25 protein-coding genes are annotated in these 25,443 nt (G+C 32.4%); 21 read left to right on the plus strand and 4 right to left on the minus strand.

What is annotated here, in order from left to right; genetic code table 11:
- Window positions 1–45: 45 nt before the first annotated feature.
- Entirely contained in the window at window positions 46–1,320 is a 1,275-nt protein-coding gene (gene purD, locus ASC72_RS23340) for a phosphoribosylamine--glycine ligase (protein WP_056196761.1), read from the plus strand.
- On the opposite strand, the gene ASC72_RS23345 is transcribed toward purD, so the two are convergent.
- The gene (locus ASC72_RS23345) at window positions 1,312–1,542 is read right to left on the minus strand and encodes a hypothetical protein (protein WP_056196764.1); all 231 of its coding nucleotides are present in this window, start codon (window positions 1,540–1,542) and stop codon (window positions 1,312–1,314) included. The genes purD and ASC72_RS23345 overlap by 9 nt on opposite strands.
- Window positions 1,543–1,683: 141 nt before the next feature.
- Between ASC72_RS23345 and ASC72_RS23350 the strand changes: the two genes are divergently transcribed.
- Window positions 1,684–2,613 carry a DUF6427 family protein gene (locus tag ASC72_RS23350; RefSeq protein ID WP_056196767.1) on the plus strand — a complete coding sequence of 310 codons (930 nt, stop codon included), beginning with the start codon at window positions 1,684–1,686 and terminating at the stop codon, window positions 2,611–2,613.
- Here the strand turns inward: ASC72_RS23350 and upp are convergent.
- On the minus strand, window positions 2,608–3,261 hold the full coding sequence (gene upp, locus ASC72_RS23355; protein ID WP_056196770.1) for a uracil phosphoribosyltransferase: 654 nt from the start codon (window positions 3,259–3,261) through the stop codon (window positions 2,608–2,610). The genes ASC72_RS23350 and upp overlap by 6 nt on opposite strands.
- A gap of 111 nt (window positions 3,262–3,372) precedes the next feature.
- On the opposite strand from upp, the gene ASC72_RS23360 reads away from it, so the two are divergent.
- Window positions 3,373–3,978 carry a DUF4254 domain-containing protein gene (locus ASC72_RS23360; RefSeq protein ID WP_056196870.1) on the plus strand — a complete coding sequence of 202 codons (606 nt, stop codon included), beginning with the start codon at window positions 3,373–3,375 and terminating at the stop codon, window positions 3,976–3,978.
- A 39-nt stretch (window positions 3,979–4,017) separates the two neighbouring features.
- Window positions 4,018–5,031, plus strand: coding sequence for a glycosyltransferase family 9 protein (locus ASC72_RS23365; RefSeq protein WP_056196872.1), 1,014 nt, complete (start codon window positions 4,018–4,020; stop codon window positions 5,029–5,031).
- Between the two features lie 86 nt (window positions 5,032–5,117).
- Here ASC72_RS23365 and ASC72_RS24685 read toward each other — a convergent pair whose 3' ends face one another.
- A complete protein-coding gene (locus tag ASC72_RS24685; protein WP_241775780.1) occupies window positions 5,118–5,363 on the minus strand; it encodes a hypothetical protein in 246 nt (81 codons plus the stop codon).
- A gap of 455 nt (window positions 5,364–5,818) precedes the next feature.
- Entirely contained in the window at window positions 5,819–6,871 is a 1,053-nt protein-coding gene (locus ASC72_RS23375; RefSeq protein WP_056196776.1) for a ferredoxin--NADP reductase, read from the minus strand.
- A 128-nt stretch (window positions 6,872–6,999) separates the two neighbouring features.
- On the opposite strand from ASC72_RS23375, the gene ASC72_RS23380 reads away from it, so the two are divergent.
- The 17 genes from ASC72_RS23380 (at window position 7,000) to ASC72_RS23465 (ending at window position 25,348) form a co-directional block, all read left to right on the plus strand.
- Window positions 7,000–8,460, plus strand: coding sequence for a DUF5687 family protein (locus ASC72_RS23380; protein ID WP_056196780.1), 1,461 nt, complete (start codon window positions 7,000–7,002; stop codon window positions 8,458–8,460).
- A 116-nt stretch (window positions 8,461–8,576) separates the two neighbouring features.
- Window positions 8,577–9,272 (plus strand): ABC transporter ATP-binding protein, encoded by a 696-nt coding sequence (locus ASC72_RS23385; protein ID WP_056196782.1) that lies wholly within the window; start codon window positions 8,577–8,579, stop codon window positions 9,270–9,272.
- Window positions 9,273–9,444: 172 nt separating this feature from the next.
- Window positions 9,445–11,973 carry a tetratricopeptide repeat protein gene (locus ASC72_RS23390; protein WP_371258483.1) on the plus strand — a complete coding sequence of 843 codons (2,529 nt, stop codon included), beginning with the start codon at window positions 9,445–9,447 and terminating at the stop codon, window positions 11,971–11,973.
- A 6-nt stretch (window positions 11,974–11,979) separates the two neighbouring features.
- Window positions 11,980–12,381, plus strand: coding sequence for a polymer-forming cytoskeletal protein (locus ASC72_RS23395; RefSeq protein ID WP_056196785.1), 402 nt, complete (start codon window positions 11,980–11,982; stop codon window positions 12,379–12,381).
- Window positions 12,356–12,583 carry an AtpZ/AtpI family protein gene (locus ASC72_RS23400; RefSeq protein WP_056196788.1) on the plus strand — a complete coding sequence of 76 codons (228 nt, stop codon included), beginning with the start codon at window positions 12,356–12,358 and terminating at the stop codon, window positions 12,581–12,583. The genes ASC72_RS23395 and ASC72_RS23400 overlap by 26 nt, the downstream gene beginning before the upstream one ends.
- Window positions 12,584–13,149: 566 nt before the next feature.
- Window positions 13,150–14,322 carry a F0F1 ATP synthase subunit A gene (gene atpB / locus ASC72_RS23410; protein ID WP_056196794.1) on the plus strand — a complete coding sequence of 391 codons (1,173 nt, stop codon included), beginning with the start codon at window positions 13,150–13,152 and terminating at the stop codon, window positions 14,320–14,322.
- Window positions 14,323–14,355: 33 nt separating this feature from the next.
- Window positions 14,356–14,553, plus strand: a complete 198-nt coding sequence (gene atpE / locus ASC72_RS23415) for an ATP synthase F0 subunit C (RefSeq protein WP_008465835.1) — start codon at window positions 14,356–14,358, stop codon at window positions 14,551–14,553.
- Window positions 14,554–14,643: 90 nt separating this feature from the next.
- Window positions 14,644–15,144 carry a F0F1 ATP synthase subunit B gene (locus tag ASC72_RS23420; protein WP_056196797.1) on the plus strand — a complete coding sequence of 167 codons (501 nt, stop codon included), beginning with the start codon at window positions 14,644–14,646 and terminating at the stop codon, window positions 15,142–15,144.
- Between the two features lie 4 nt (window positions 15,145–15,148).
- Window positions 15,149–15,682, plus strand: a complete 534-nt coding sequence (atpH, locus tag ASC72_RS23425) for an ATP synthase F1 subunit delta (protein ID WP_056196800.1) — start codon at window positions 15,149–15,151, stop codon at window positions 15,680–15,682.
- Window positions 15,683–15,720: 38 nt separating this feature from the next.
- Entirely contained in the window at window positions 15,721–17,298 is a 1,578-nt protein-coding gene (atpA, locus tag ASC72_RS23430) for a F0F1 ATP synthase subunit alpha (protein ID WP_056196803.1), read from the plus strand.
- 91 nt (window positions 17,299–17,389) lie between these two features.
- A complete protein-coding gene (atpG, locus tag ASC72_RS23435) occupies window positions 17,390–18,250 on the plus strand; it encodes an ATP synthase F1 subunit gamma (protein WP_056196805.1) in 861 nt (286 codons plus the stop codon).
- 269 nt (window positions 18,251–18,519) lie between these two features.
- Window positions 18,520–19,194 (plus strand): hypothetical protein, encoded by a 675-nt coding sequence (locus ASC72_RS23440; RefSeq protein WP_056196808.1) that lies wholly within the window; start codon window positions 18,520–18,522, stop codon window positions 19,192–19,194.
- Window positions 19,194–20,315: a hypothetical protein gene (locus ASC72_RS23445; RefSeq protein WP_056196811.1), complete on the plus strand. Its 1,122-nt coding sequence runs from the start codon at window positions 19,194–19,196 to the stop codon at window positions 20,313–20,315. The genes ASC72_RS23440 and ASC72_RS23445 overlap by 1 nt, the downstream gene beginning before the upstream one ends.
- 28 nt (window positions 20,316–20,343) lie before the next feature.
- Window positions 20,344–22,158: a phosphate ABC transporter substrate-binding/OmpA family protein gene (locus ASC72_RS23450; RefSeq protein WP_056196814.1), complete on the plus strand. Its 1,815-nt coding sequence runs from the start codon at window positions 20,344–20,346 to the stop codon at window positions 22,156–22,158.
- Window positions 22,159–22,245: 87 nt separating this feature from the next.
- Complete coding sequence (locus ASC72_RS23455) at window positions 22,246–22,977, plus strand: ABC transporter permease (protein WP_131725848.1); 732 nt, start codon at window positions 22,246–22,248, stop codon at window positions 22,975–22,977.
- A gap of 2 nt (window positions 22,978–22,979) precedes the next feature.
- Window positions 22,980–23,810 carry an ATP-binding cassette domain-containing protein gene (locus ASC72_RS23460; protein ID WP_056196822.1) on the plus strand — a complete coding sequence of 277 codons (831 nt, stop codon included), beginning with the start codon at window positions 22,980–22,982 and terminating at the stop codon, window positions 23,808–23,810.
- Window positions 23,811–23,818: 8 nt separating this feature from the next.
- The gene (locus tag ASC72_RS23465; RefSeq protein WP_056196825.1) at window positions 23,819–25,348 is read left to right on the plus strand and encodes an AAA family ATPase; all 1,530 of its coding nucleotides are present in this window, start codon (window positions 23,819–23,821) and stop codon (window positions 25,346–25,348) included.
- Window positions 25,349–25,443 lie beyond the last annotated feature (95 nt).

The following is a 25,443-nucleotide window of genomic DNA, read 5'->3' on the forward strand; positions in this document are numbered from 1 at the left end:
TGTAAAAGCAATTATTTTTGCACCACAACTAAATACAACTATACCATGACAATTTTATTATTGGGATCAGGCGGAAGAGAGCATGCTTTTGCGTGGAAAATGATTCAGAGTCCGCTTTGCGAAAAACTTTTTGTTGCACCAGGAAATGCGGGAACAGCCGGAATCGCTACAAACGTTGCAATGTCTCCAACGGATTTTGATGCCATAAAAGCATTTGTACTAAAAGAAAATGTAAAAATGGTAGTCGTTGGACCTGAAGATCCATTGGTAAAAGGTATTTACGATTATTTTAAAAACGACGAAAGTTTAAATCATATTCCGGTTATTGGGCCATCAAAATTAGGGGCTCAATTAGAAGGAAGTAAGGAATTTGCTAAAGAATTCCTGATGAAACACAATATTCCAACAGCAGCTTACGATAGTTTTACTGCTGAAACTGTTGAAAACGGATGTGCATTCTTAGAAACTTTACAACCGCCTTATGTTTTAAAAGCAGATGGATTGGCGGCCGGAAAAGGAGTTTTGATTATTCAGGATCTTGAAGAGGCTAAGACGGAATTAAGAAATATGCTGGTTCACGAAAAATTTGGTGCAGCAAGTTCAAAAGTAGTTATTGAGGAATTTTTGGACGGAATCGAATTAAGCTGTTTCGTTTTAACAGACGGAAAAAGCTATAAAATACTTCCAACAGCAAAAGATTACAAACGTATTGGCGAAGGCGATAGAGGACTAAACACAGGCGGAATGGGAGCTGTTTCTCCAGTTCCTTATGTTGATGCTGTTTTGATGGAAAAAATCGAAACCCGTATTGTAAAACCAACAATCGAAGGTTTTCAAAAAGACGGAATCGAATATAAAGGATTTGTATTTATTGGTTTGATCAATGTAAAAAACGAACCAATCGTTATTGAATACAATGTAAGAATGGGTGATCCTGAAACTGAGGTTGTAGTGCCAAGATTAAAATCAGATTTAGTTGAATTGTTCTTGTCAGTTGCAAATCAGGAATTAGATACTTTCGAATTAGAAGTTGATCCAAGAAGTGCGACTACAATCATGGTTGTTTCTGGAGGATATCCTGAAGAATTTGAAAAAGGAAAAGTAATTACAGGTTTAGAAAATATTACAGATTCTATTGTTTTTCACGCAGGAACAAAATTAGATGACAATAATGTCGTTAGTAATGGAGGACGTGTATTGACTGTAACATCATATGGAGACGATTTCCAACAGGCCATAAAAAAATCTTACCAAAACATAGATAAACTAAATTTTGATAAGATGTATTTTAGAAAAGATATTGGCTTCGACTTACTTTAAAAAAGAGTGAGCAGTAGTATCTTGGTTTTCTGTTCCGGCATCATCAAAAATGCGTAATTGTTTAATCCAATAAACGATTGCGCATGCGCAGATGATCATAAAAATCCAGTTAATTGTGCTTGCAGCAAACCAGCTAACTAGTTCCAAACGACGTAAAAAGTCAAGAGGAGCAAACAAAATGTTAACGAATAAGTATTGTATTCCTTCGAAAAAAGCTGTCATAATTTATAAAATTATATGTTATTTATTGTTTTGTAACGCATTGAAGACAAAATTCAGATAATAGAATCTTTTTTCAACTTGTTGGGTTTTCCTTTTTAAACAAGTATTATATTTACAATCACAAAAGTATAAAATATCCTTATGATAACAAGTGTTTTTAAAAAATCTACGCCATTAAATTATTCTTTGGTCGTAATTTTAATACTGGTTTTCTTTTTTCTGTTTCAAATTCAGGAACCATCATGGATGAGTTCTTATTTTTTGGCGTTTCAAAAGTTAAGTTTATTATGCTTTATTTTAGCTTCTTTTTTTCTGATAAATTTTATTGTCAAAAAGAACGGACTCAGTAAAGACAACGGTTATTCGATACTTTTCTATTTGTTGTTTATCTTATTTTTCCCCACAATATTCAATAATCCCAATGTTATATATGCCAACTTTTTTCTGTTATTGGCGCTTCGAAGATTAATTTCATTGCAATCTTTAAAAGCTTCCAAAGAAAAAATATTTGATGCGTCTTTTTGGATTTTAGTAGCTTCATTATTTCAGTTTTGGTGTATTCTCTTTCTTATTTTGGTTTTTATTTCAATTGTTTTTCACGTTTCAAGAGATTATAGAAACTGGGTTTTACCATTTATAGCACTGCTAGCCGTTACAATTATGTTTTTTTTGATATCGTTAATTTTTCATTTTGATGCGATTGCATTTTTTGAAAAACGAGCCGTAATCGATTTGAATATAAATTATTTTAAGAATAATTATGAAAATGGAGCGCTTTCAATTTACGTTGCAGTAGCCTTATTTTTTGTAGTTTCAATACTAACAACTTTATCAAACAGACCCCAAATTGTACATACTTCCTATAAAAAAGTAGTAGCCTGTTTTTTTATTGCAGCTTTTGTTTTTATTCTTTCTCCAAACAAAAGCAATGATTTCTTGCTGTTTAGCATTACCCCTTTAACAATTATGGCGTCGAGTCATATTGAATATATGCAACAGAAATTAAACAATGAAATTGTATTTTATGTACTTATTTGTTGCAGTTTGTTTACGTTTTTCTCTCAACTATAATTTGCTTCCGTAAGCAAGATCACCGGCATCACCAAGTCCGGGCACAATGTAGTTTTTATCATTTAATTTTTCGTCTAAAGCAGCAACCCACAAATGACAGTTGTCAGGAAGATTTTTTTCAAGGTGCGCAACTCCTTCAGGTGCAGCGATAACGACTACAATATGAATTTCTTTTGGAACGGCATTCTGAACTAATTTTTCATGTACCGCCACAATAGATTGACCAGTTGCCAACATCGGATCAAGAAGTAAAACCGTTTTATTATTTAAGTTCGAAAGTGCCTGATATTCTACTAAAATTTCAAAAGCATCATCGTTATTTGGATGGTGTCTGCAGGCTGAAACAAAGCTGTTTTCTGCCTGATCGAAATAATTTAAAAAGCCATTGTGAAGCGGTAATCCAGCTCTTAAAATGGAGCACAAAACCAAATCACTTTCTATTTCTGTCGTTTTTTTAATGCCAAGCGGCGTTTGGATTTCTACATTTTTATAAGACAAATCTTTGCTTAATTCATAGGCCATAATTTCGCCAATTCGTTCGATATTTCTTCGAAAACGCATGCTGTCATTTTGAACATTTACATTTCTGATTTGACCCAAAAAGTGATTTAGTACGCTATTATTTTCAGATATATAATGAATTTTCATGTGGAGTTTTTAGAATTATCAATGATTTGTGATACTAAAATGAAAAAACAATCGTTTTTTTCACACTATAAAAGTATAAAAAGTATCTTTGTATCTCTAATAAATAAAGACATGTTTTCAAAATTAGCTTATTCTGTTTTCGAACAAAGTATCAAAGATTATCACCAGTTTGATAATGTTGATCAGCCTATAAATAATCCTTATCCAAAAGATAAATTCGAGCATTTATTGTATCTAAAAAACTGGATTGACACTGTCCAATGGCATTTTGAAGATATTATTCGTGATCCACAAATTGATCCGGTTGCAGCTTTGACTTTAAAAAGAAGAATTGATGCTTCAAATCAGGAACGTACTGATATGGTGGAATATATCGACAGTTATTTTTTGCAAAAATACAGCGATGTACAAGCAAAAGATGGTGCAAAAATTAATTCTGAAAGTCCGGCATGGGCTTTTGACAGATTGTCGATTTTAGCTTTGAAAATTTATCATATGCAAGAAGAAGCTAATCGTGCAGAGGCTTCGCAAGAACACAGAGATAAATGTCAGGAAAAACTAAACATTCTTTTAGAGCAAAGAAGTGATTTGTCTACAGCAATTGATGATTTATTGTCAGACATTGAAAATGGAGAAAAATTCATGAAAGTGTACAAACAAATGAAAATGTACAACGACGATGATTTGAATCCTGTTTTATATCAAAATAAAAAATAATTGGCAGAATTGTCCAATAAAATTAAGCATATAGCCGTCATGAGACTATCCGCAATGGGAGATGTCGCCATGACGGTTCCTGTTTTACGCGCTTTTGTAAAACAGTATCCGGAAGTTAAATTGACCGTAATTTCTCGTCCTTTTTTCAAACCTTTTTTTGACGGAATTCCAAATCTGAACTTTTTTGCTTTTGATGAAAAAGAAAGACACAAGGGTTTTCCAGGGCTTTTGCGTTTATATAAAGACGTTAAAAAATTCAAAATTGATGCTTTCGCCGATCTTCATAATGTTTTAAGGTCTAAAATTGTGAGCTTACTTTTCGCTTTAAGCGGAAAAAAAAGAGCCACAGTTGATAAAGGTCGAGAAGGCAAAAAAGAATTAACCCGGGCTGAAAATAAGATTTTCAGGCAGTTGCCAACCATGTTTGAAAGACACGCAAAAGTGTTTGAAGAATTGGGTTTTACTTTAGATTTATCGAATCCTGTTTTTCCGGAAAAGGTAAATTTGAGTAACGATATTTTAGAAATTATCGGGAACGAAAATCAAAAATTAATCGGAATTGCTCCTTTTGCTCAGTATGATTCCAAAGTTTATCCGATCGATTTAATGACGGAAGTTATTTCGAAATTAGCAGAAAATCAGTCGAATAAAATTTTACTTTTTGGCGGAGGAAAAAAAGAAATCGAAATTTTAAATTCACTTTCAAAACCATTTGAAAATGTAATCAATATGGCTGGAAAAATTAAATTTCAGCAGGAATTACAATTGATCAGCAATCTCGATGTAATGCTTTCGATGGATTCCGGAAATGCACATATTGCAGCTATGCTCGGTATAAAAGTGGTTACACTTTGGGGCGCAACACATCCATACGCAGGATTTTTGCCATTCAATCAAAGTTTAGAAAACGCTTTAGCTTCAGATAGAAATCAATATCCAAAACTACCAACATCCGTTTATGGAAATAAAATTGTGGAGGGTTATGAGGATGCGATGAGAAGTATTTCTCCGAAAGACGTAATTGCTAAAATAGAAGAACAGTTTTCAAAATAAATCTTAGAGAAATTCCAATAAAAAAAAATCCAAATACCAACTTTACAATTGGTATTTGGATTTTTTTTTATTGGAATTTAATTTTCTCATAAATCAAGAAAAAGATATCCCATTGGTTTCTTTTTGTTTCTGTCAACTACAACTTTAACGAAATGATTTTCTTTTTCAGTAGCTAATAAAACATGTTCAAAATCTTCTGTTGAATTTCTATAAACTTTATAGATCAATTCTGATTCCTTAATTTTATTCGATAAAATTTTAGCTGCTTTTAATTCACTTACATAGGGCCAAATATTGAACAAACTATCATTAGAGACTGGTATTTCTGCCATTCCCTCATTCATTGATGAACTATATTTTTCTTTTGAAAGTAGCTTAGGTACTTTTCTGTTTCTTCTTTTTTTAATTATAAAGTAGATGCAGATAAAAGACGTTATTACAAAAAGTAATATAAAAGATAAACGGAGGTAGTGATGCATTGCCATATTTAATGTTTTTAAATGTGTTTGACAATAATTAGATAGCGACTTTATAAATCTATAATCATTAAGAAAGCTATCGGCTTTGATTTCACTACTAATATAGTAAATTTTCGGCACATTTTTTAAAAAATATTTAAAAATCGACACCTGTTTTTATGTATTATTTAGTGTTTTAAAATCGAAAAATACTTTCGAAAGAAAAACGGTAATATTATAAACGTTCCAATAAAAGAAAGTTGAAAAAAAATTCCAAATTCCAATTTTAAAGCTGGAATTTGGAATTTATATGATTGAAACTTTAACCTCTAAACATCATCATAATCTACATAAATAGATTCTGAAGTTGGGTGTGCCTGACAGGTTAAAATTAATCCTGAAGCAATTTCTTTATCCGTTAAAATAGAATTTTTAGTCATCTCTGCAGTTCCAGAAGTTACGCGAGCTAAACAGCTGCTGCAAATTCCGCCCTGACAAGAGTATGGAGCGTCAATGCCTTGTTTTAAAGCAGCATCCAGAATAGTTTGTTTTTGTGACATTTCAAAAGAGACTTCATCATCATCAACTAAAACTGTAATTTTTGTATGTCCTTCAAGCGAAGTTTTTATTTCATGTTCTTGTGATGAAGTAGTAAAAAGCTCAAACTTAATAGCCGAATCTTTTACGTTTTTCTCTTTTAAAATAGCAGAAACAGTATTGATCATTTCTTCAGGTCCGCACAGGTAAAACTTGTCAAACTGAAGTTCTTTGTGTTTGTTGTTAAGAACAAAATTCACTGCCGATTTTTCGATTCTTCCAAACAATGCATTTTCGGCTTTAGCCTGACTAAATACATAATGCACGAAAAAGCGTCCAACATATTTTAATTGTAAATCATGAAGTTCCTGGTGAAAGATAGTTTCTTCAGGTGTTCTATTTCCGTAAACTAACACAAATGAGCTTTTTGGCTCGCTTTTTAAAACTGATTTTATGATAGAAAGTACAGGAGTAATTCCGCTTCCTGCTACAAAAGCAGCATAATTTTTTTGTCTTTCAGCATCTGGTTCAAATGTAAATTTTCCTTCCGGATGACCTACTTCAAGAACATCTCCAGCTTTCAGTTTCGTATTGGCAAATTGAGAGAACAACCCATTTTTGACTGCTTTTACAGCAATTCGCAATTCACCACTTTCGGGTGCAGAACAAATGGAATAAGCACGACGAATTTCTTGATTATCAAGAGTTAATTTTAAATTTATATATTGTCCTGCAATAAATTTATAGTCTGGTTTTAGTTCCTCTGGAACATTAAAAAGTATAGAAACGGCATCGGTTGTTTCGCGTTTTACCTCTTTAATTATCAGTTTTAAGAATGAAGGCATGATTGTATATTTTATGCAAAAGTAGCAAACGGAGATTAATTCACAGGCACTAAACTATTATTTTTAACTTTTTTTGTAACGTTTTCTTACATTTGATCTCTTACTACAAAACTTAAAACCAATTAACCATGATTAAAAAGTTTATTTATCTAGAATGGAAGGCCTTTACCAGATCGGCGTCGTTTGGAGCGAACCTGGCAATGAAAATTTTGTTAGGTTTTTTAATGATTTATTTTTCACTACTTTTTATTGGAGCAGGTGTTGGAGCATTTTATTTATTGAAAAAAATGAACTTCGAACCATTAATAACAATCAATAAATTTTTGATCTATTATTTTCTCTTCGATTTGGTAATTCGTTTATTGATGCAGGCAATTCCGGTTTTAAATATTAAACCTTTATTAGTTTTACCTTTTAAAAAACCAACGATTGTTCACTTTTCATTAGGGAAAACAGCATTGTCTTTTTTTAACTGGGGTCATGCACTTTTCTTTGTTCCTTTTTCGACAGTGCTTGTTTTAGAAGGTTATGATATTATCGGAATCATAATGTGGCTTCTGGCTATTTTCTCTTTAATATATATCAACAATTTTTTAAATATTATCTTAAGTAATATCGACAAATTATTTGTTGTTTTTGTCGTAATTGCAATTGGTTTGGGAGCAGCACAGTATTATAAATTATTTGATATAACAATTTTTACAACCCCATTTTTTCAAGGGTTGTATACTCAAAAGGGATTGTTTTTAATTCCGGTTTTAGTGTTGATCGGGCTGTATCAATTTACATTTAAGTACTTTAAAAATAATTTATTCTTAGATGCAGGACTTTCTAAAAAAGAAGATATTGCCGCAACCGAAAATCTGGTTTGGCTGAATCAATTTGGAACGTTAGGAACATTTCTTAAAAATGATATTAAATTAATCCGAAGAAATAAAAGATCTAAAACCACACTGATAATGAGTTTTTTCTTTTTGTTTTATGGATTGATTTTTTTCGGAAATACACATCAACCGGCGGTGATGTATATTTTTGCCGGAATCTTTGTTTCGGGCGGATTTTTATTTGTTTTCGGACAGTTTGTACCAAGTTGGGATAGTTCATATTATCAATTAATGATGACACAAAACATTCCGTATAGGGGGTATATTACTTCAAAATGGTGGTTGATTGTTATAGCCACTTTTATCTCGACAATATTAGCCTCATTTTATCTTTTTTACGGATGGGAAGTTTACCTGACAATTGTTGTTGGTGCAATTTATAATATTGGAGTTAATTCTCATTTGGTTCTTTTGGGCGGCGCATTTACCAAAACACCAATCGATTTGAGTAATGCCGGTGGTGCTTTTGGAGACAAAAAAGCGTTCAACGTGAGTGCCATGTTATTGACCTTGCCAAAATTATTATTGCCATTAGGACTTTACGGTCTCGGACTTTATTTGGGAGATAAAACTCTTGGATTATTGTTAGTTGCAGGAGCCGGAGTGTTAGGTTTTGTGTTTCGAAATACAGTTTTCTCTATAATCGAAAAAAGATACAAAATTGAAAAATACAGCACAATCAGCGCTTACAAACAAAAGAATTAATTAGAAAATGTGCCAATTTGATAATGAGATAATTTTTATCCGATCGAAATCAAATATCAAAAAATAAGGAATGGATTTTTTAATCTAAAATCAACAATCTAAAATCTAAAATTACAATGATACAAGTAAATCAACTTTCAAAAAAATATAACGGAACTACAGTTTTAAATATCAATAATCTTGAAATTCCAAAGGGTCAAAGTTTTGGATTAGTAGGGAATAACGGAGCAGGGAAAACAACTTTTTTTAGTTTGTTACTAGATTTGATTCAACCTTCAACGGGACATATTACAAGCAATAACATTCAGGTGAATACAAATGAAAACTGGAAATCTTTTACAGGATCATTTTTAGACGAAAGCTTCCTGATAGGATATTTAACTCCAGAAGAGTACTTTTATTTTATTGGCGATTTACGTCATCAGAATAAAGCAGATATTGATGCATTATTAGCACAGCATGAAGAGTTTTTTAATGGAGAAATTCTGAACAACAAAAAATATTTACGTGATTTATCTAAAGGAAACCAGAAGAAAGTCGGCATAATTGCGACACTAATAGGAAATCCGGAAGTAGTGATTCTGGATGAACCTTTTGCCAATTTAGATCCAACAACGGTAAGCCGCCTGAAAAAAATCATTAAAGAATTGGCAGAGGATCCGAATGTTACGGTTTTGGTTTCGAGTCATGATTTACAGCACACTGTCGAGGTTTGTGACCGAATTGTAGCATTAAATAAAGGGGAAATAGTGAAAGATATTCAAACATCAAAAGAGACACTTCAGGAGCTGGAATCGTTTTTTGCTGTTTAAGTTTCTATATTTCAAAAAGAAGCGTATTTTTACCAGTCATTATACTAAAAAGCCTTTTTAGAAGTTAATGGATTTAAACTCTTTTCTATTGAAAAAGAATACTCTAAAATATTGTTTTCCGTTCGTGTTTTTATTCTTTTTGATAGCTTGCTCTACCAAAAATAACACGTTCTTGTCTAGAAATTCGCATGCTTTAAGCACAAAATATAACATTTTGTACAATGGAGGCATTGGTCTTGATAAAGGTTTGAAGTCTATTCAGGCAAATGATCAGGATAATTTTTGGAAGATGCTGCCTATTGAAAAAATGCAGGTCGATGAAAATTATTCCGGAGAAGAAAAAGCTAAAAACCCTGATTTTGAATTGGCCGAAACCAAGGCAACAAAGGCGATTCAGAAACACTCGATGAATATTGGCGGAAGAGAAAAAAACTCCCAAATTGATGAAGCGTATTTAATGCTGGGCAAAGCCCGTTATTATGATCAGCGTTTTATTCCGGCTCTGGAGGCATTCAATTATATCTTATATAAATATCCAAACAGCAGTAATATTTACACCGCAAAAATCTGGCGCGAAAAAACCAATATGCGTTTGGGGAATGATGCAATTGTGGTAAAAAACATTAAACTTTTATTAAAGAATACGGACTTAAATAAGCAGACATTTTCTGATGCAAATGCGTTATTGGCCGCAGCTTTTTTGCATTTAGAACAAAAAGATAGTGCTGTAGCGAAACTTAGAATTGCAGAAGATTTCTCGAGAATAAATGAAGACAAGGCACGTTATCGTTTTATTTTGGGGCAAATGTATCAGGAAGCAGGAAAAAAAGACAGTGCCATTTATTTTTATAATGGCGTAATCGACATGAACCGAAAAGCGGATCGAAAATACATGATGCATGCTTATGCGAGAAAAGCTCAGATGTTCGACTATGAAAATGGCGATCAGGATATGTTTGTTGAAGCTTATAACAAATTGGTAGAAGATCGCGAAAACAGACCTTATTACGATATCCTTTTTTATGAAATGGGTGTTTTTTTCGATAACTATAAAGAACAGGAAAACGCACTGGAATTTTATAACAAATCGTTAGCCAGAAAATCGAAAGATCCTTATTTGGTAGCTTCGACTTATAGAAACATTGGAAACATGTATTTTAAAAATACAGATTATACCATGGCTGCCAAATACTATGACAGTACATTAGTGAAATTAGATCCTAAAAGCAGGGAATTTGCTTTTATCGAAAAAAACCGAAAAAACTTAAACAACGTAATTAAATACGAAGGAATTGCAAAACGCAATGATAGTATTATAATGGTGTATGGTTTACCAGAAGTAGAAAGAAAAGCCTATTTTGAAAATTATATTGCGGAACTTAAAAAGAAAGATGAGGCAAAACGTATTTTTGAAGAAAAGGAAAAAGAAAAACAGGAAAATGTGGAGCGTAATTCAAAAGCCGGCAATTTACCCACAGCTGTAAACCCACAAGCACCGGTGCCTACTGATTTGGCGGCAGGAGGAGCATTTAATCCTCCAGGAGCAAATGATCAGGCGAGTACTTTTTATTTTTACAATCCAACAACGGTTGCGTACGGAAAAGTGCAATTCAGGAAAATGTGGGGAAATAGGTCTTTAATCGGAAATTGGCGTCTAGGTTCAAAAACTATTTTTAACCCTGCGATCAAAGATTCACTAAGTATTCGTCAGGATTCGATTAATGCTTTAAAGGATTCTGTAGTAGTTGAAAAATATACGACGGCGTTTTACGAAAAACAACTTCCAACAAGTCAGGTTGTTATGGATAGTATTGGTAAAGAACGAAATTTTGCCTATTATCAGTTAGGACTTATTTATAAGGAAAAATTCAAGGAATATAATTTAGCCAGCGATAAATTAGAACAATTGTTAAGAAACAAACCTGAAGAAAAATTGGTATTACCATCGATGTATAATTTGTACAAAATATATCAAATTACAAATCCGGCTAAAGCCGAAAAAGTAAAATCTGATATTACAGGAAATTATCCAACTTCCAGATATGCTCAAATTTTAAATAATACAAATGCGGGTGATTTGGCTTCGCCTGATAAAGAATATAAAAAGTGGTATAAATTATATGAAGAAGAGCAATTTGATGTTGTTTTAGATAATATTGATAATTTAATTAATCAATATGCCGGGGATGAAATTGTTTCTAAATATGAATTGTTGAAAGCCAATACATTAGGAAAAGTAAATGGTCTGGCCGCTTATAAAAAAGGGTTAGAAAACGTTGCAGATAATTACCCAAACAGTGAGGAAGGAAAAAACGCACGTGAAATTTTAGAGAAACAAATTCCGAGTTTGGAAAAACTTGATTTTACCGCAGTAGATGGTAAAAGTTGGAAAATTTTATATTTAGTTCCGAATAACGATTCTCAAACGCTTAAAAAAATTGAAGAAGCAATTAGAGTATTTTTGTTAGTTGAAAATTATGAGCGACTAACAACTTCTTTAGATAAATACAATAAAACCCAAAGTTTTGTAGTTATTCATGGAGTAAAATCTGAGGCATATGCCAGAGATGTTTCAGGAGTTTTGAGAGAAGACAAAAAATATAAAATTACGCATCCGGCAATTATTATTTCGAGTGATAATTACAAAGTGATTCAAATCAAAAAAAATCTTGACACTTATTTAGCGCCTAAAAATCCATAAAAAAACATGTTTGAGAAAGCAAAAAAAAGCGGCACAGAACTTTTAGGTAAAACAAATAGAATAGTTGAAGGAACATCTATTATAGGAGATATTGTTTCTAAAGCCGATTTTCGATTAGATGGAGAATTAATCGGAAATTTTACTTCGCAGGGAAAATTGGTCATAGGTCCATCAGGAATTGTAAAAGGTGAAATTATTTGCCACAACGCTGATATTGAAGGCGAGTTTCAGGGAAAATTAAAAGTTTTGGAAATCCTAAACATAAAAGCCACAGCACATATTCAGGGAGAAGTTGCCGTTGGAAAATTATCTATAGAACCTGGAGCTGAATTTATTGCTACTTGTACCATGCTAACAAATTCTAAAGAAGTATCTTTAAAAGATGGAAAAGGAGCCGAACAAAAATAGAAGAAATAAGTGGATGCCACTTATTAATATTCCGGTTCAAATGGGAATAATTATTTTTTTGTTCTCCTATTTTGGCACTTGGTTAGATGAGAATCACCCAAGTCCGAAAGTTTATTATAATACAGTTTTTGTTATGATTGGCGTTGGCCTTGCTTTATATAATGTAATTCGTCAGGTTAACGATATCAATAAAACAAAGTAATTTATCTTTTAAAGGGCTTTAAATAAATGTTGCATCTTTGCAAAAAAATATTTCAAATGCTTTTAAAGAATTACAAACCGTTTTTACAATTATTCATTTTTGCTTTTGTTGTTTATATTTTGCACAAAGTAGCTTTTTTACTTTTAAAAGTTAATCCCCAAAACTTTTATTACAGTATAGAATTCTTGTATTTATTTTTTTTAGGAATATCCGCATCGTTATACCTTATATTATTAATAGTAAAAAAGAAGAATTTTGAAATTGTTGGAATGGCGTTCTTGTTCGGAACATTTACGCAAATGTTAATAGGATATTTGATTTTAAGACCAATTTTAGAAAACAAATCTGAAGAGGTAATAGTTGAAAAAGTCAGTTTTTTTATAACGTTTATTTTGTTTTTGTTATTTGAGACGCTTTTAACTGCCCGATTATTAAATGAAAAGCGTTAAAATAAGGATTCTGTAAAACAAGGTTCAAAAATAATTTTTCATATCCTTTTGAATATTAATAAAAAATGTACCTTTGCACCAAATTTTAGAAACGTAAAAAATAAGATTTTCAACAATATGGTGATTTCAAACAAACCACTCAAATTTATTCTTGCAGCTTTAGTTGCTTGTTCTCCAGTCATGAGTTTTGCAAATTCAGAGAATGATTCAACGCATGTACAAACTGAGGTAGCTCATGAAGCAAAAGTAATTTCACACGATGCTCCTGTGGAAGGAGAGCATGTTGCTCTGGATCCAAAAGCAAAAGTGGATGCTTTTATTGATCATCACTTACAAGATTCTCATGACTTTATTTTCTTTTCAGATGAAAAAGAAAATAAACAGTATGGTTTCCCATTACCGGTAATTCTTATTGACGGAGGTTTGAAAATTTTTTCATCTTCAAAATTGCACCACGGTGAAGCAGTTGCAGAAGTTGATGGAAACTTCTACAAATTAGTTCACGGTAAAATTTACAAAACAGATGCGGCCGGAACCATTACTTTTAATGAGCATGGACATCCTGAGAACGAAAAGCCATTAGATTTTTCTATTACAAAAAATGTTGTTTCAATGCTTTTTGTTTCACTATTATTATTTTTAATGTTTACTGGTTTAGCTAAGTCATATAAAAAAGGACCGATCCCAACTGGATTTGGAAGAGTTTTAGAACCACTAATTATTTTTATCAGAGACGAAATTGCTGTTCCAAATATTGGCGAGAAAAAATACAGAAAATATATGGGTTATTTATTAACCGTATTTTTCTTTGTATGGTTGTTAAACTTATTAGGTATGACGCCACTTGGAATTAACGTTACTGGAAATATTGCAATTACAGTTTGTTTAGCAGCTTTCACTTTTATAATTACACAATTTAGTGCTAATAAAGAATATTGGGGTCATATTTTCTGGATGCCGGGAGTTCCTGTTCCAATGAAAATTATTTTAGCGCCAATTGAAGTTCTTGGAACATTAACAAAACCATTTGCATTATTAATTCGTTTGTACGCCAATATTACTGCGGGTCACGTAGTAATCATGAGTTTGATTGCAATGATTTTTGTGGGTAAAAATTTAGCTGCAGATTTACCTATTTCGATGGGATTAACATTGTTTATTTCAGTTATCGAAGTTTTAGTTGCATTTTTACAGGCCTTTATCTTTACAATGTTATCATCATTGTTTATTGGTATGGCAGTTCAGGATCATGACCATGATCACGGTCACGAAGAGAATGTGATCATTTAATTTAGAAGTTTAATTTTATATATATAAATACTTATGGGAACAATTCCAACTTTAGTAGGTGCAGGTTTAGTAGTAATCGGTGCAGGTTTAGGTTTAGGTAAAATCGGTGGATCTGCTATGGACGCGATTGCTCGTCAACCAGAAGCTGCTGGTAAAATTCAAACTGCGATGATTATTATCGCGGCTTTATTAGAAGGTTTAGCATTCGCTGCTTTAATCTTAGGAAAATAATAAAGAGAGAAATAACAACATCTTTAACGGTTGGTTAAAGGTGTTGTTACTTTTAAAAAAAGAAATTAAATATTTTAATATAGTTATAAAATGGATAAGTTAATTAACGATTTTTCATTCGGTTTATTCTTTTGGCAAGCTTTAATCTTGTTGGTTTTGATTTTACTTTTAGTAAAATTTGCATGGAAACCAATTATGGAATCTATTACTGCAAGAGAACAAGGTATTAAAGATGCATTACTTTCTGCTGAAAATGCAAAGAGAGAAATGGAAAACCTACAAGCTGACAATCAAAGAATTTTGAATGAAGCTCGTGCAGAACGTGACGCGATGTTGAAAGAAGCTCGCGAAATGAAAGAGAAAATGATTGCTGATTCTAAAAACGAAGCGCAAGTGCAAGGTCAAAAAATGATCGAGCAGGCTAAAGCGGCTATCGAAAGTGAAAAAAATGCTGCTATGGCTGAATTGAAATTACAAGTTTCAACTTTATCATTAAGCATTGCTGAAAAATTATTGAAAGATGAATTATCTAACAAAGAATCTCAAACTAAATTAGTAGAGAAAATGTTAGGTGACGTAAAGTTAAACTAAGATTATGGCAAGTACAAGAGCAGCAATTCGTTATGCAAAAGCAATTCTAGACTTAGCAAACTCTAAAGGTGTTGCCGAAGCTGTAAATAACGATATGAAATCTATTGCTTCTACAATTGAAAGCAATTTAGAATTGAGTACATTTATTCAAAACCCAACTACAAAAGTAGAGGTTAAAGAAAGTGCTCTTTTAGAAGTTTTTGCTAATGTAAATGGTGTAACTAAAGGTTTATTTCATTTATTATTCGAAAACAAAAGATTCGAAATTCTGGAAGGAATTGCATTAAAATATAAAAAATTGTTTGACGAAAGTAATGGTGTTGAAGTAGCAAAAGTTACAACTGCTATTCCAATGGATGCGGCTTTAGAAGCTAAAGTTTTAGCAAAAGTTTCAACTTTGTCAGATAAAAAAATAACAATTGAAAATATAGTAGATCCATCAATCATTGGAGGATTTATTTTAAGAATAGGTGATCAACAATACAACGCTTCTGTTGCAAACAGATTACAAGTATTAAAAAGAGAGTTAAGTAATTAGTTTTATTACACATAAAAGTGTCTAAATTATAAATTAAGATGGCGGAAATCAAACCTGCTGAAATTTCAGCAATATTAAGAAAGCAAGTAGAAGGTTTTGAATCTGGTGCTACGCTAGAGGAAGTAGGAACGGTACTTCAAGTTGGAGATGGTATTGCTCGTATTTACGGGCTATCGAATGTACAATATGGTGAGTTAGTTGAATTTGAAAACGGACTTGAAGCTATTGTATTGAATCTTGAAGAAGACAATGTTGGTGTGGTACTTTTAGGACCATCAACAGGAATCAAAGAAGGATCAACAGCAAAAAGAACACAACGTATTGCTTCTCTTAAAGTAGGTGAGCAAATGGTAGGACGTGTAGTAAACACTCTTGGTTTTCCAATTGATGGAAAAGGACCAATTGGCGGAGACTTATACGAAATGCCGTTAGAAAGAAAAGCTCCTGGAGTTATCTTCCGTCAGCCAGTTACTGAGCCATTACAAACTGGAGTAAAAGCAGTAGATGCTATGATCCCGGTTGGTCGTGGACAACGTGAGCTTGTAATCGGTGACCGTCAAACTGGTAAATCAACTGTTTGTCTCGATACAATCTTAAATCAAAAAGAATTTTATGATGCAGGAAAACCTGTATTCTGTATATATGTTGCAATTGGACAAAAAGCTTCAACTGTAGCAGGAATCGCTAAAATGTTAGAAGAAAAAGGTGCAATGGCTTATACTGTTATTGTTGCAGCTAATGCTTCTGATCCAGCTCCAATGCAAGTTTATGCTCCTTTCGCAGGTGCTGCAATTGGAGAATACTTTAGAGATTCAGGTCGTCCAGCTCTTATCGTTTATGATGATTTATCTAAACAAGCTGTTGCTTACCGTGAGGTTTCCCTTTTATTAAGAAGACCACCGGGACGTGAGGCATATCCTGGAGACGTTTTCTACTTACACTCTCGTTTATTAGAGCGTGCTTGTAAAGTAATTGCTGATGATGGAATTGCTAAAAACATGAACGATTTACCAGATTCTATCAAGTCTATCGTAAAAGGTGGCGGTTCATTAACTGCTTTACCAATTATCGAAACTCAGGCTGGTGACGTTTCTGCATATATCCCAACAAACGTAATTTCGATTACAGATGGTCAGATTTTCCTTGATGGAGATTTGTTCAACTCTGGAGTTCGTCCTGCAATCAACGTAGGTATCTCTGTATCTCGTGTTGGAGGTAATGCTCAGATTAAATCAATGAAAAAAGTTTCTGGAACTTTAAAATTAGACCAAGCTCAATTCCGTGAATTAGAAGCTTTCGCTAAATTTGGTTCTGATTTAGATTCTGTTACTTTAAACGTAATTGAAAAAGGAAGAAGAAACGTTGAAATCTTGAAACAAGGTTTAAATGATCCTTATCCTGTTGAAAATCAAGTAGCTATTATTTACGCTGGTTCAAAAAACTTATTAAAAAGTGTTCCTGTAAATAAAGTAAAAGAATTTGAAGCTGATTTCTTAGCTTACTTAAACAGTAAACATAAAGATACGCTTAACGCGTTGAAAGCTGGTAAATTAGATGACAACATTACTGATGTTATCGAAAAAGCAGCAAAAGAAATTTCAGCAAAATATAACTAATTAGATAATTAGTAAATTAGATAATTAGAAAATGTCTCCGGATTTTATCTAATTATCTAATTTTCAAATTGTCACATTTTCTAATTAATAGATGGCAAATTTAAAGGAAATCCGTAATAGAATTACTTCCGTTTCATCGACGATGCAAATAACATCGGCTATGAAAATGGTTTCTGCTGCAAAGCTTAAGAAAGCACAAGATGCAATCACTGCGATGCGCCCTTATGCCGAGAAATTAACGGAGTTGTTGCAAAATCTTTCTGCTACACTTGATGGTGAAGTTGGGGGAGATTACACAACACAACGTGAAGTAAAAAAAGTATTGCTTGTAGCTATAACTTCAAACAGAGGTTTATGTGGTGCATTCAATTCAAATGTAATTAAGGAGATTAAGAATCGTTCTGCGTTTTACGCTGGAAAACAAGTTGATGTTTTTCCTATTGGTAAAAAAGGAAATGATGTACTAAGTAAAACTTTTAAAGTTCACGGTCATCATAATGCAATTTTTGATCATTTAACTTTTGAAAATGTTGCTGGAATCGCAGATAATTTGACTGAAAAATTCTTATCAGGAGAATATGACAGAATCGAATTGATCTACAATCAGTTTAAAAATGCTGCGACTCAAATCGTTCAGACTGAACAGTTTTTGCCGTTAGCTCCAATTAAATCTGATGTACCAGTTTCAGCTGCAGATTATATTTTCGAACCTTCAAAAGAAGAAATTGTACTGACTTTGATTCCAAAATCATTGAAAACACAATTATACAAAGGAATTCGTGATTCATTTGCTTCAGAACACGGAGCACGTATGACAGCAATGCACAAAGCAACTGACAACGCAACTGAATTAAGAAACCAATTGAAATTGACTTACAATAAAGCACGTCAGGCTGCTATTACAAACGAGATTTTAGAGATCGTTGGTGGAGCAGAAGCATTGAACGGATAAAAGTATTTTAATAAAATATTAAAAGAGCCAACTATTAGTTGGCTCTTTTTTTGTGCGTTATTTTTTTTACAATAAATTAATAAAATCAATGAAATTTTTTTTTCGTTTTTTGATAATTTATAAGGATTAACTTATTTGGTAATTAAATAGTTACAATTTAATTTTAAAAAAGTATATATTTATGCTTTTAAAATTAGTAACTTTTTAACACTTTTTGCGTATAACATTTAACAACCAAAAAGTTATTAAAAATAGTTTAACCTAAAACAATGGCAAAAGAAAGTTTTAATTGGAAAAGTCTCTTCATAAATGATGAGACTAACAATGCAGAGGGCGCAGCTGCGGCTCAATCATCAGCACCCGTTTTACCAGCTACTGAAAGTAAGTTTCCAAATCACGCTACCGAATCATTTCCAACAAATTCGCTGACAAATCCTTTTTTAAATGAAATTTTTGAAGTTTATGATAAAGGTTTTGAGTCATTGAATGAGTCCGGTTTTGATTTTTTCGAGCTTTACAAATCTGTTATAGCAGTTGGAGTAACAAATCCACAAAGTTATCAGATGGCTTTTACTATGGGTAAATCAATTAAATCTGATTTGACAAAAGAATTTCTTTTACAAAAAGGGAGTTTTTACATCGCAGAAATCGAGAAAGTCTACGCTAAATATGATACTATAGGAAAAACTAAAAAAGCCGATTTAGATAATTCTATAACCAAAGAAAAATATAATTTATCTAAAAGCATTTCTGATTTGGAAGCGAAAATTATTGAACTTCAAAAAGAGCTGGAAGCTAAGAAAATAGAACTTCAAAAAATTGATCCTGTTAATATGGAACAGCTTTCAGAAATTCAATTAAAAATGGAAGCCAACAATTTAGCTAAACAAAAAATATTAACCTCAATCAATACTGTAATTACAGGAATTAATCAATATTTATAATGGATAAATACGAACAAGAAAGAAGCACTCTTTTGACATTACCAATACTTAAACATTTTGACGAGTCGAAAGGAGAAATTGCTCTAAAATCGGGTGCGCTTAAAAAAGGTGAAAAGTCATTATTTTTGGCTCTGGCACTTGGTTTATTAGGAGTTGGTGGTTATTTAATCTGGACTTATATTATTCCACCATTATTTACAATGTTAGGTCAGGCGATCGCCTTATCCGCAACTGGAGTATTTTTAGTTTTTTTAGTTATGATGGCTCCAGTTATAATGAAGAGTCTTCGTTTTGCAACAAAAAATATTCATAAAGCGTTAATTCAGAGTAACCCTTTTAATGAGTTAGAAGAACAAAAACAAAAAATGATTAAAAACCGTGAAGTTTTTAAGAACACCAAAGCGAAGCTGAAAGGTCTTAAAAATGAAATGGAAATTGAAGCCAATAAATCTGAAAAAGAAGCAAAAGCATTTCAGGAAGATGTTTTGAGTTTACAGCGTCAGTCTGAAAAATTGAAATCGGCGATGGACGAAATGGTGAAACAAAACGGTGTTGCTGCAAAAGATACTGATGAGTATGTAACTCTGCAAAGTGAATTAGCCAGAAAGTTAAGCGACTCTCAAAGAGTTTCTACACAATATGAACAAAGCAAAAGTTTCATTCAAAAATATGGCGTTCGTGCTAATGTTTTGGGAAAAATGGATAGAAAATTGACTTTAGCCGGAACTGCCATCGACATCAAAATTGCTGATTTTGATGTGACAGTTAAGATGCTTCAAAAGGAGTATGAATTTGCCAAAAATGCTAAAGAAGCAACAGAAAGTGCTAAAAGTGCCATGTTATTTACGAAAGACTGGGAATTAGAATATGCACTGGAAGTTGTAACCTCTACAATTGCTCAGGATATTGCTAAAACTTCTGAAAACTTAATTGACATCGATGCATTGACTTCTAAATATTCAGTGGATAATGATGAGCTTTATTCAAGATTAGATTCATTAGCAGATGAAATTAAAACGGGCGATAACACAATTCCGGATTCTACAAAATATACAAGTCCAAATTATAAAATGACCAAAGAAGATAAATTATCTGGTGGTGGTTTTGGGGATATTTTTTAATACAATTAAATTTAATTTTTAAATAAAAATGGGAAAAATTTTAAGAACAGAAAAGTTAACTACGTTTTCTGAATTATTAATCGTTATTGCCGGAATTGGTGCGATTTTAGGAGGAGTTTATTATTTGTCTCCTGGAATTAAGACAGCTGTTTCAAAACAATTAAACGGAATTGAACTTAATCAGACAGATGTTAATAACGTAACTAATGCTGAAAAAATAGCGCTTCCTTCAAAAGAAATATCTTCAGAAGTTGCAGACAAACCTTTAGTGAAAATTGGTGCTTATGCATGGAATGCTCAATCTGGAATTATTGTTTCTAATGGTGGTCCAAAAACAACAAAAGGATCATTGATGGAAAAAAACGGAGTTAATTTGGAAATTATCCGTCAGGACTGGTTGTCAGAATTGCGTAATATGCAAATGAAATTTATCGAAGAATTTGATAAAGGAGAAGCTTTTCCTTCTTCAGATAAAAGTGTTTTTGCTGTTATGATCATGGGTGACGGTGCCCCATTTTATATTAGTTCTGTTCAAAAATCACTAGATGAAAAATACGGAAAGGACAAGTACCACTTACAAGTTATGGGTGTTGTGGGTATGAGTTATGGTGAAGATAAATTGATTGGGCCACCAAGCTGGAAATCTGATCCAAAAACGATGAAGGGTTCTGTTATTTCTGCCGTTCTTGGAGATGGTGACTGGGTTACTACTGTAAACTATTGTTTCGCAAACGGATTAAAAGTAAATCCTGATCCAACAACTTATGATGCAGATGCAGTAAATATTTATCCATCTGAAAATGATGATTATATTAAATCGGCAGAGGAATTAATTAAATCTCAGACAACGGGATGGACTGTTACTTTGAAAGAAGTAGTAAATGGAAAATTAACTGGAAAATCTGTAAACAGAAAAATCGACGGTTGTGCTACCTGGACTCCTGGAGATAAAACAGTTTTTGATAAACTTACTGGTTTTGTTGATATTGTTTCTACCAAAGAATTCAATAATCAAATGCCAACTGCTCTTATTGGAGTTAAAGAATGGGCAGAAAAAAATCCGGATATTGTTTCTAATATTTTGAAATCGGCATTGACGGCTTCAAATCAAATGAAAAACTATGAAGACTGGAAAGTAAGAGCTTCAGAAGCAGTTGCTGATACCTATAAACTTGAAACTCCTGAATATTGGTACAAAATGTTCAAAGGACAACAAGGAACAAAAGCTGGATTGACTTATAATATGGGTGGTTCAAAAGTATTTAATTATGCTGATGTAATGCAATATTTTGGATTATCAGATGGTGTGAACAGATACAAATCAGTTTACAATCAGGTTTCTGGATATTTAACAGAATTGAATCCGTTTGGATTTAACGAAAATGTTGGCGCAGTTGTTCCTTACGATCAGGCAGTAAACTTGTTTTTCCTGAAAAACATCAATGATATCGAATCTACTTCTGCAGATAAAGCAGATTATAGTGCTGAAGCAAAAGAAGTTGTAGCTTCTGGAGAATGGAAAATTAATTTTAACACAGGAAGTGCTGAAATTTCAAACTCTTCCAGTAAAGAAGTGGAAAAAATCTACAATCTTTTAGTACAGGCTGAAAACACAAAACTAACTATTGTTGGTCATACTGATAATGTTGGAAATCCAGATTCTAATTTGGCTTTGTCAAAAAGCAGAGCAGAAGCAGTTGTAAACTATTTGAAACAAAAAGGTATTCCTGCAAGCCGTTTCCAATTAGTTGACGGAAAAGGACAAAGCGATCCGGTTGCAGATAATAATACAGCTTCAGGAAAAGCATCAAACAGACGTGTGGTTATTACTTTATTAAAATAAAAATAAATATTTAAAGGCTATCTTAACGGATAGCCTTTTGCTATAAACATGATAAAACTTTTAACTCCCTTTGAAAAAATATCAAAAATGAACAGAACCCTTATTTTAATAGGCTGGTTCTTTCTTTTGATTATTATTTGGTTTGCGACGACAGCTGGCGAAAAACATCTTTTTCCATCTCCATCTCAGGTTTTAACTGGTTTTGAAGATTTATACAGAGAAGGTTTGGTAGTGCATATTTTCAATTCATTGTCATTATGTTTTATCTCGATTTTTTTAGCTACTATCATTTCTTTACTATTTGCTTATTCATGGCCCATTCCGTTATTGAAACCAATTGCTGAATTTGTTACTAAATTTAGATTTTTGCCTTTTACCGGACTTTCATTTTATATCACAATGGTGGTTCACGATGCAAGATCGATGCAGGTTTGGATTTTGGTAATTTTCCTGACGACTTTTTTGACAACATCGTTAATTGCAGTTATCAAAGATATTCCACAAGAAGAATTTGATCATGCAAAAATGCTAAAATGTACTCGGTTAGAAGTCCTTTGGCAGGTTATTATTTTAGGAAGAGTAGATTATGTAATTGATGTCATCAGACAAAATCTTGCCATAACCTGGATGATGCTGGTAACAGTAGAGTCGATCGTTGTAGCTTCTGGAGGATTAGGGTTTTTAATCAAAAATTCTGATAAATTCATGAACACGGGACGAATAATAGCACTTCAAATCATTATTTTATTAATAGGTCTTGGCTTAGATGCAGGAATAAATTTCTTAAGAAAAGCATTATTTAGATATTCAAAAATATAATCATGAAACACGAATATAAAGAAACGCTTTTGTATGTTGAAAATTTAAGCGTTGCATACGATGATACAGTTATTATAAAGGATATTAATCTTGTAGAAAAAGACGTAATCAGAGATGGAGTAGATTGCACAGGACAAGTTGTAGCTTTTGTTGGAAGATCAGGTAGAGGAAAATCTACTTTCTTTAAAGCATTAACCGGACTAATTCCATCGAAAACGGGAAAAATTTTAATTAGAGATTTTGAAAACAAAGAACCTAATGCTGCCAAATCTGTAAATGAAGGCGATATTGGTTTTGTAGATCAAAAGTATACTTTGTTCAGACATAAAACAGTTACTCAGGCTTTGAAATTTTCGTTAAGAAAAACAACGCTTTCGAATACTGAAAAAGAAGACAAGATAAAAAAATACCTGAAAGAATGGGGCTTAGAAAACTGTAAAGACAAATATCCAAACGAACTTTCCGGAGGACAAAGACAAAGAACCGCGATTATAGAACAATTGTTCTCGTCGGATCAATTTATTGTTTTGGATGAACCTTTTTCAGGTTTAGATGTTGGAAATATTGAAGAAGTAAAAAAATCTTTTGAGCTATTAGGAAAATCTTCTGATTTTAATACAGTCATTTTTTCTACACATGACATTGAATTGGCAATTGAATTGGCGCAGACTATTTATGTTATTGGTTATCCAACTATTAATGGAAAACAGGAACATTACGGAACAATTGTGGCCAAGTATGATTTGAGAGATATGGGCTTAGCCTGGAAAGATTATTGTGATGATCACCTAAAATTATCAAAAGAAATTATTCACCAAATGATGATTTCTTAAAACAGCATATGTCAAAAAAGAACAATCCGATATCGATTATTGAGGAATCATTTTTGTCTCTAAAAAAATATTTGGAAACAAACATAAATTCTAATGAAGCCGTTTTTACGGCTTCATTTATTAGTAATCTACATAAAGAAACTACAAGTATTCTTGAAATTTGCAATGTACTAAATCAAGATACAGATTTTATTCAGAAAATAAATCAAGCTGTAAACCCTGTTTTTTCAAAAGGTTTATTGTTTAAAGCAGAGCATTTTTTTCTTTCGGATATTATTAATCTTTACGAAAGAGAGCCGGGACAAAAAAATGAAAAGCAAGAGTTTGTTGTAGCTTATTATTATGATGTTTTACGCAACAAACATTTTGCGGATGAAAATTCGGCAAACGAATTAAATCAATTGGTTTTTACAACGGAATTTAAAAATCATCTTTTAAAAATAAAAAAGGAAAACAAGATAATAGCTTCAAACGCTTACCAAAACCAATATTTGCTTCCTGAAATAGTAGAAAAGAAACACAATAAAGCAGACGAAATTTTAAACAAATACCAAAATTTCATCCAGTTTGCGTTTGATAAAAAATTTGAAAATGTAACAGCTTTCAATAATTATCTTGGTTTGAATTTCAACAAATCAAAAACAGACAAAAAGGAAATTGACCATCTTCCGAAAGAAGATTCATTAGAAAAAGTACTGAAAGAATTAAATGAATTAGTTGGTTTAGCAGAAGTAAAAAAAGACGTTTCTGAACTTATTAATTTATTAGAAATACAAAAGAAACGATCAAAACAAGGATTAAAGAATGTTGAAATAACCTTGCATACTGTTTTTTTAGGACCGCCCGGAACCGGAAAAACTTCTGTGGCGAGACTTTTAAGCCGAATTTTTAAACATTTGGGCTTTTTATCCAAAGGTCAAATGTTCGAAACAGACAGAGAAGGTTTAGTTGCTGGCTATGTTGGGCAGACGGCAACCAAGGTTGATGCTGCGGTGGAATCCAGCCTTGGTGGTGTTTTATTTGTTGATGAAGCTTATGCATTATCTCAAAATGCATTTGGAAATGATTATGGAGCCGAAGCTGTGAATACACTCTTGAAAAGAATGGAAGACCATCGGGAAGATTTAGCAGTTGTAGTGGCTGGATATACCGAACCAATGAAGATTTTTATAGAATCTAATCCGGGTTTACGTTCCCGCTTTAATCGATATTTTCATTTTAGCCATTTTACTCCACAAGAATTATTTCAAATTTTTGAGTCATTTTGTTCAAAGTCTGATTTTATAATTGCTGATGATGCCAAAGAAAAATTAACGGATACTTTTGATTTGCTCTATGAAAGTAAAAATGAAAGTTTTGGAAACGCCAGAGTGGTTCGAAATTTATTTGAAAAATGTGTTCAGAATCAGGCGAACCGAATTGTTAAATTGAAAAAAATAACCAATAAAGTACTAAAAACACTTACTGAAGAAGATATTCCGGAACCAAAAGAAACGGAGCAAAACGTTAACTTAGAATTGAAAAACAAAGAATCTTAAAAAAGCAAAAAGAGCCGACATCCCCAATTGTCGGCTCCTTTTAAATATAGTAGTTTTTATCTTTTTCTATTTTGAAATATAAGTTATAAAATGGT

This window comes from Flavobacterium sp. Root420 (assembly GCF_001427905.1).
Taxonomy (GTDB): domain Bacteria; phylum Bacteroidota; class Bacteroidia; order Flavobacteriales; family Flavobacteriaceae; genus Flavobacterium.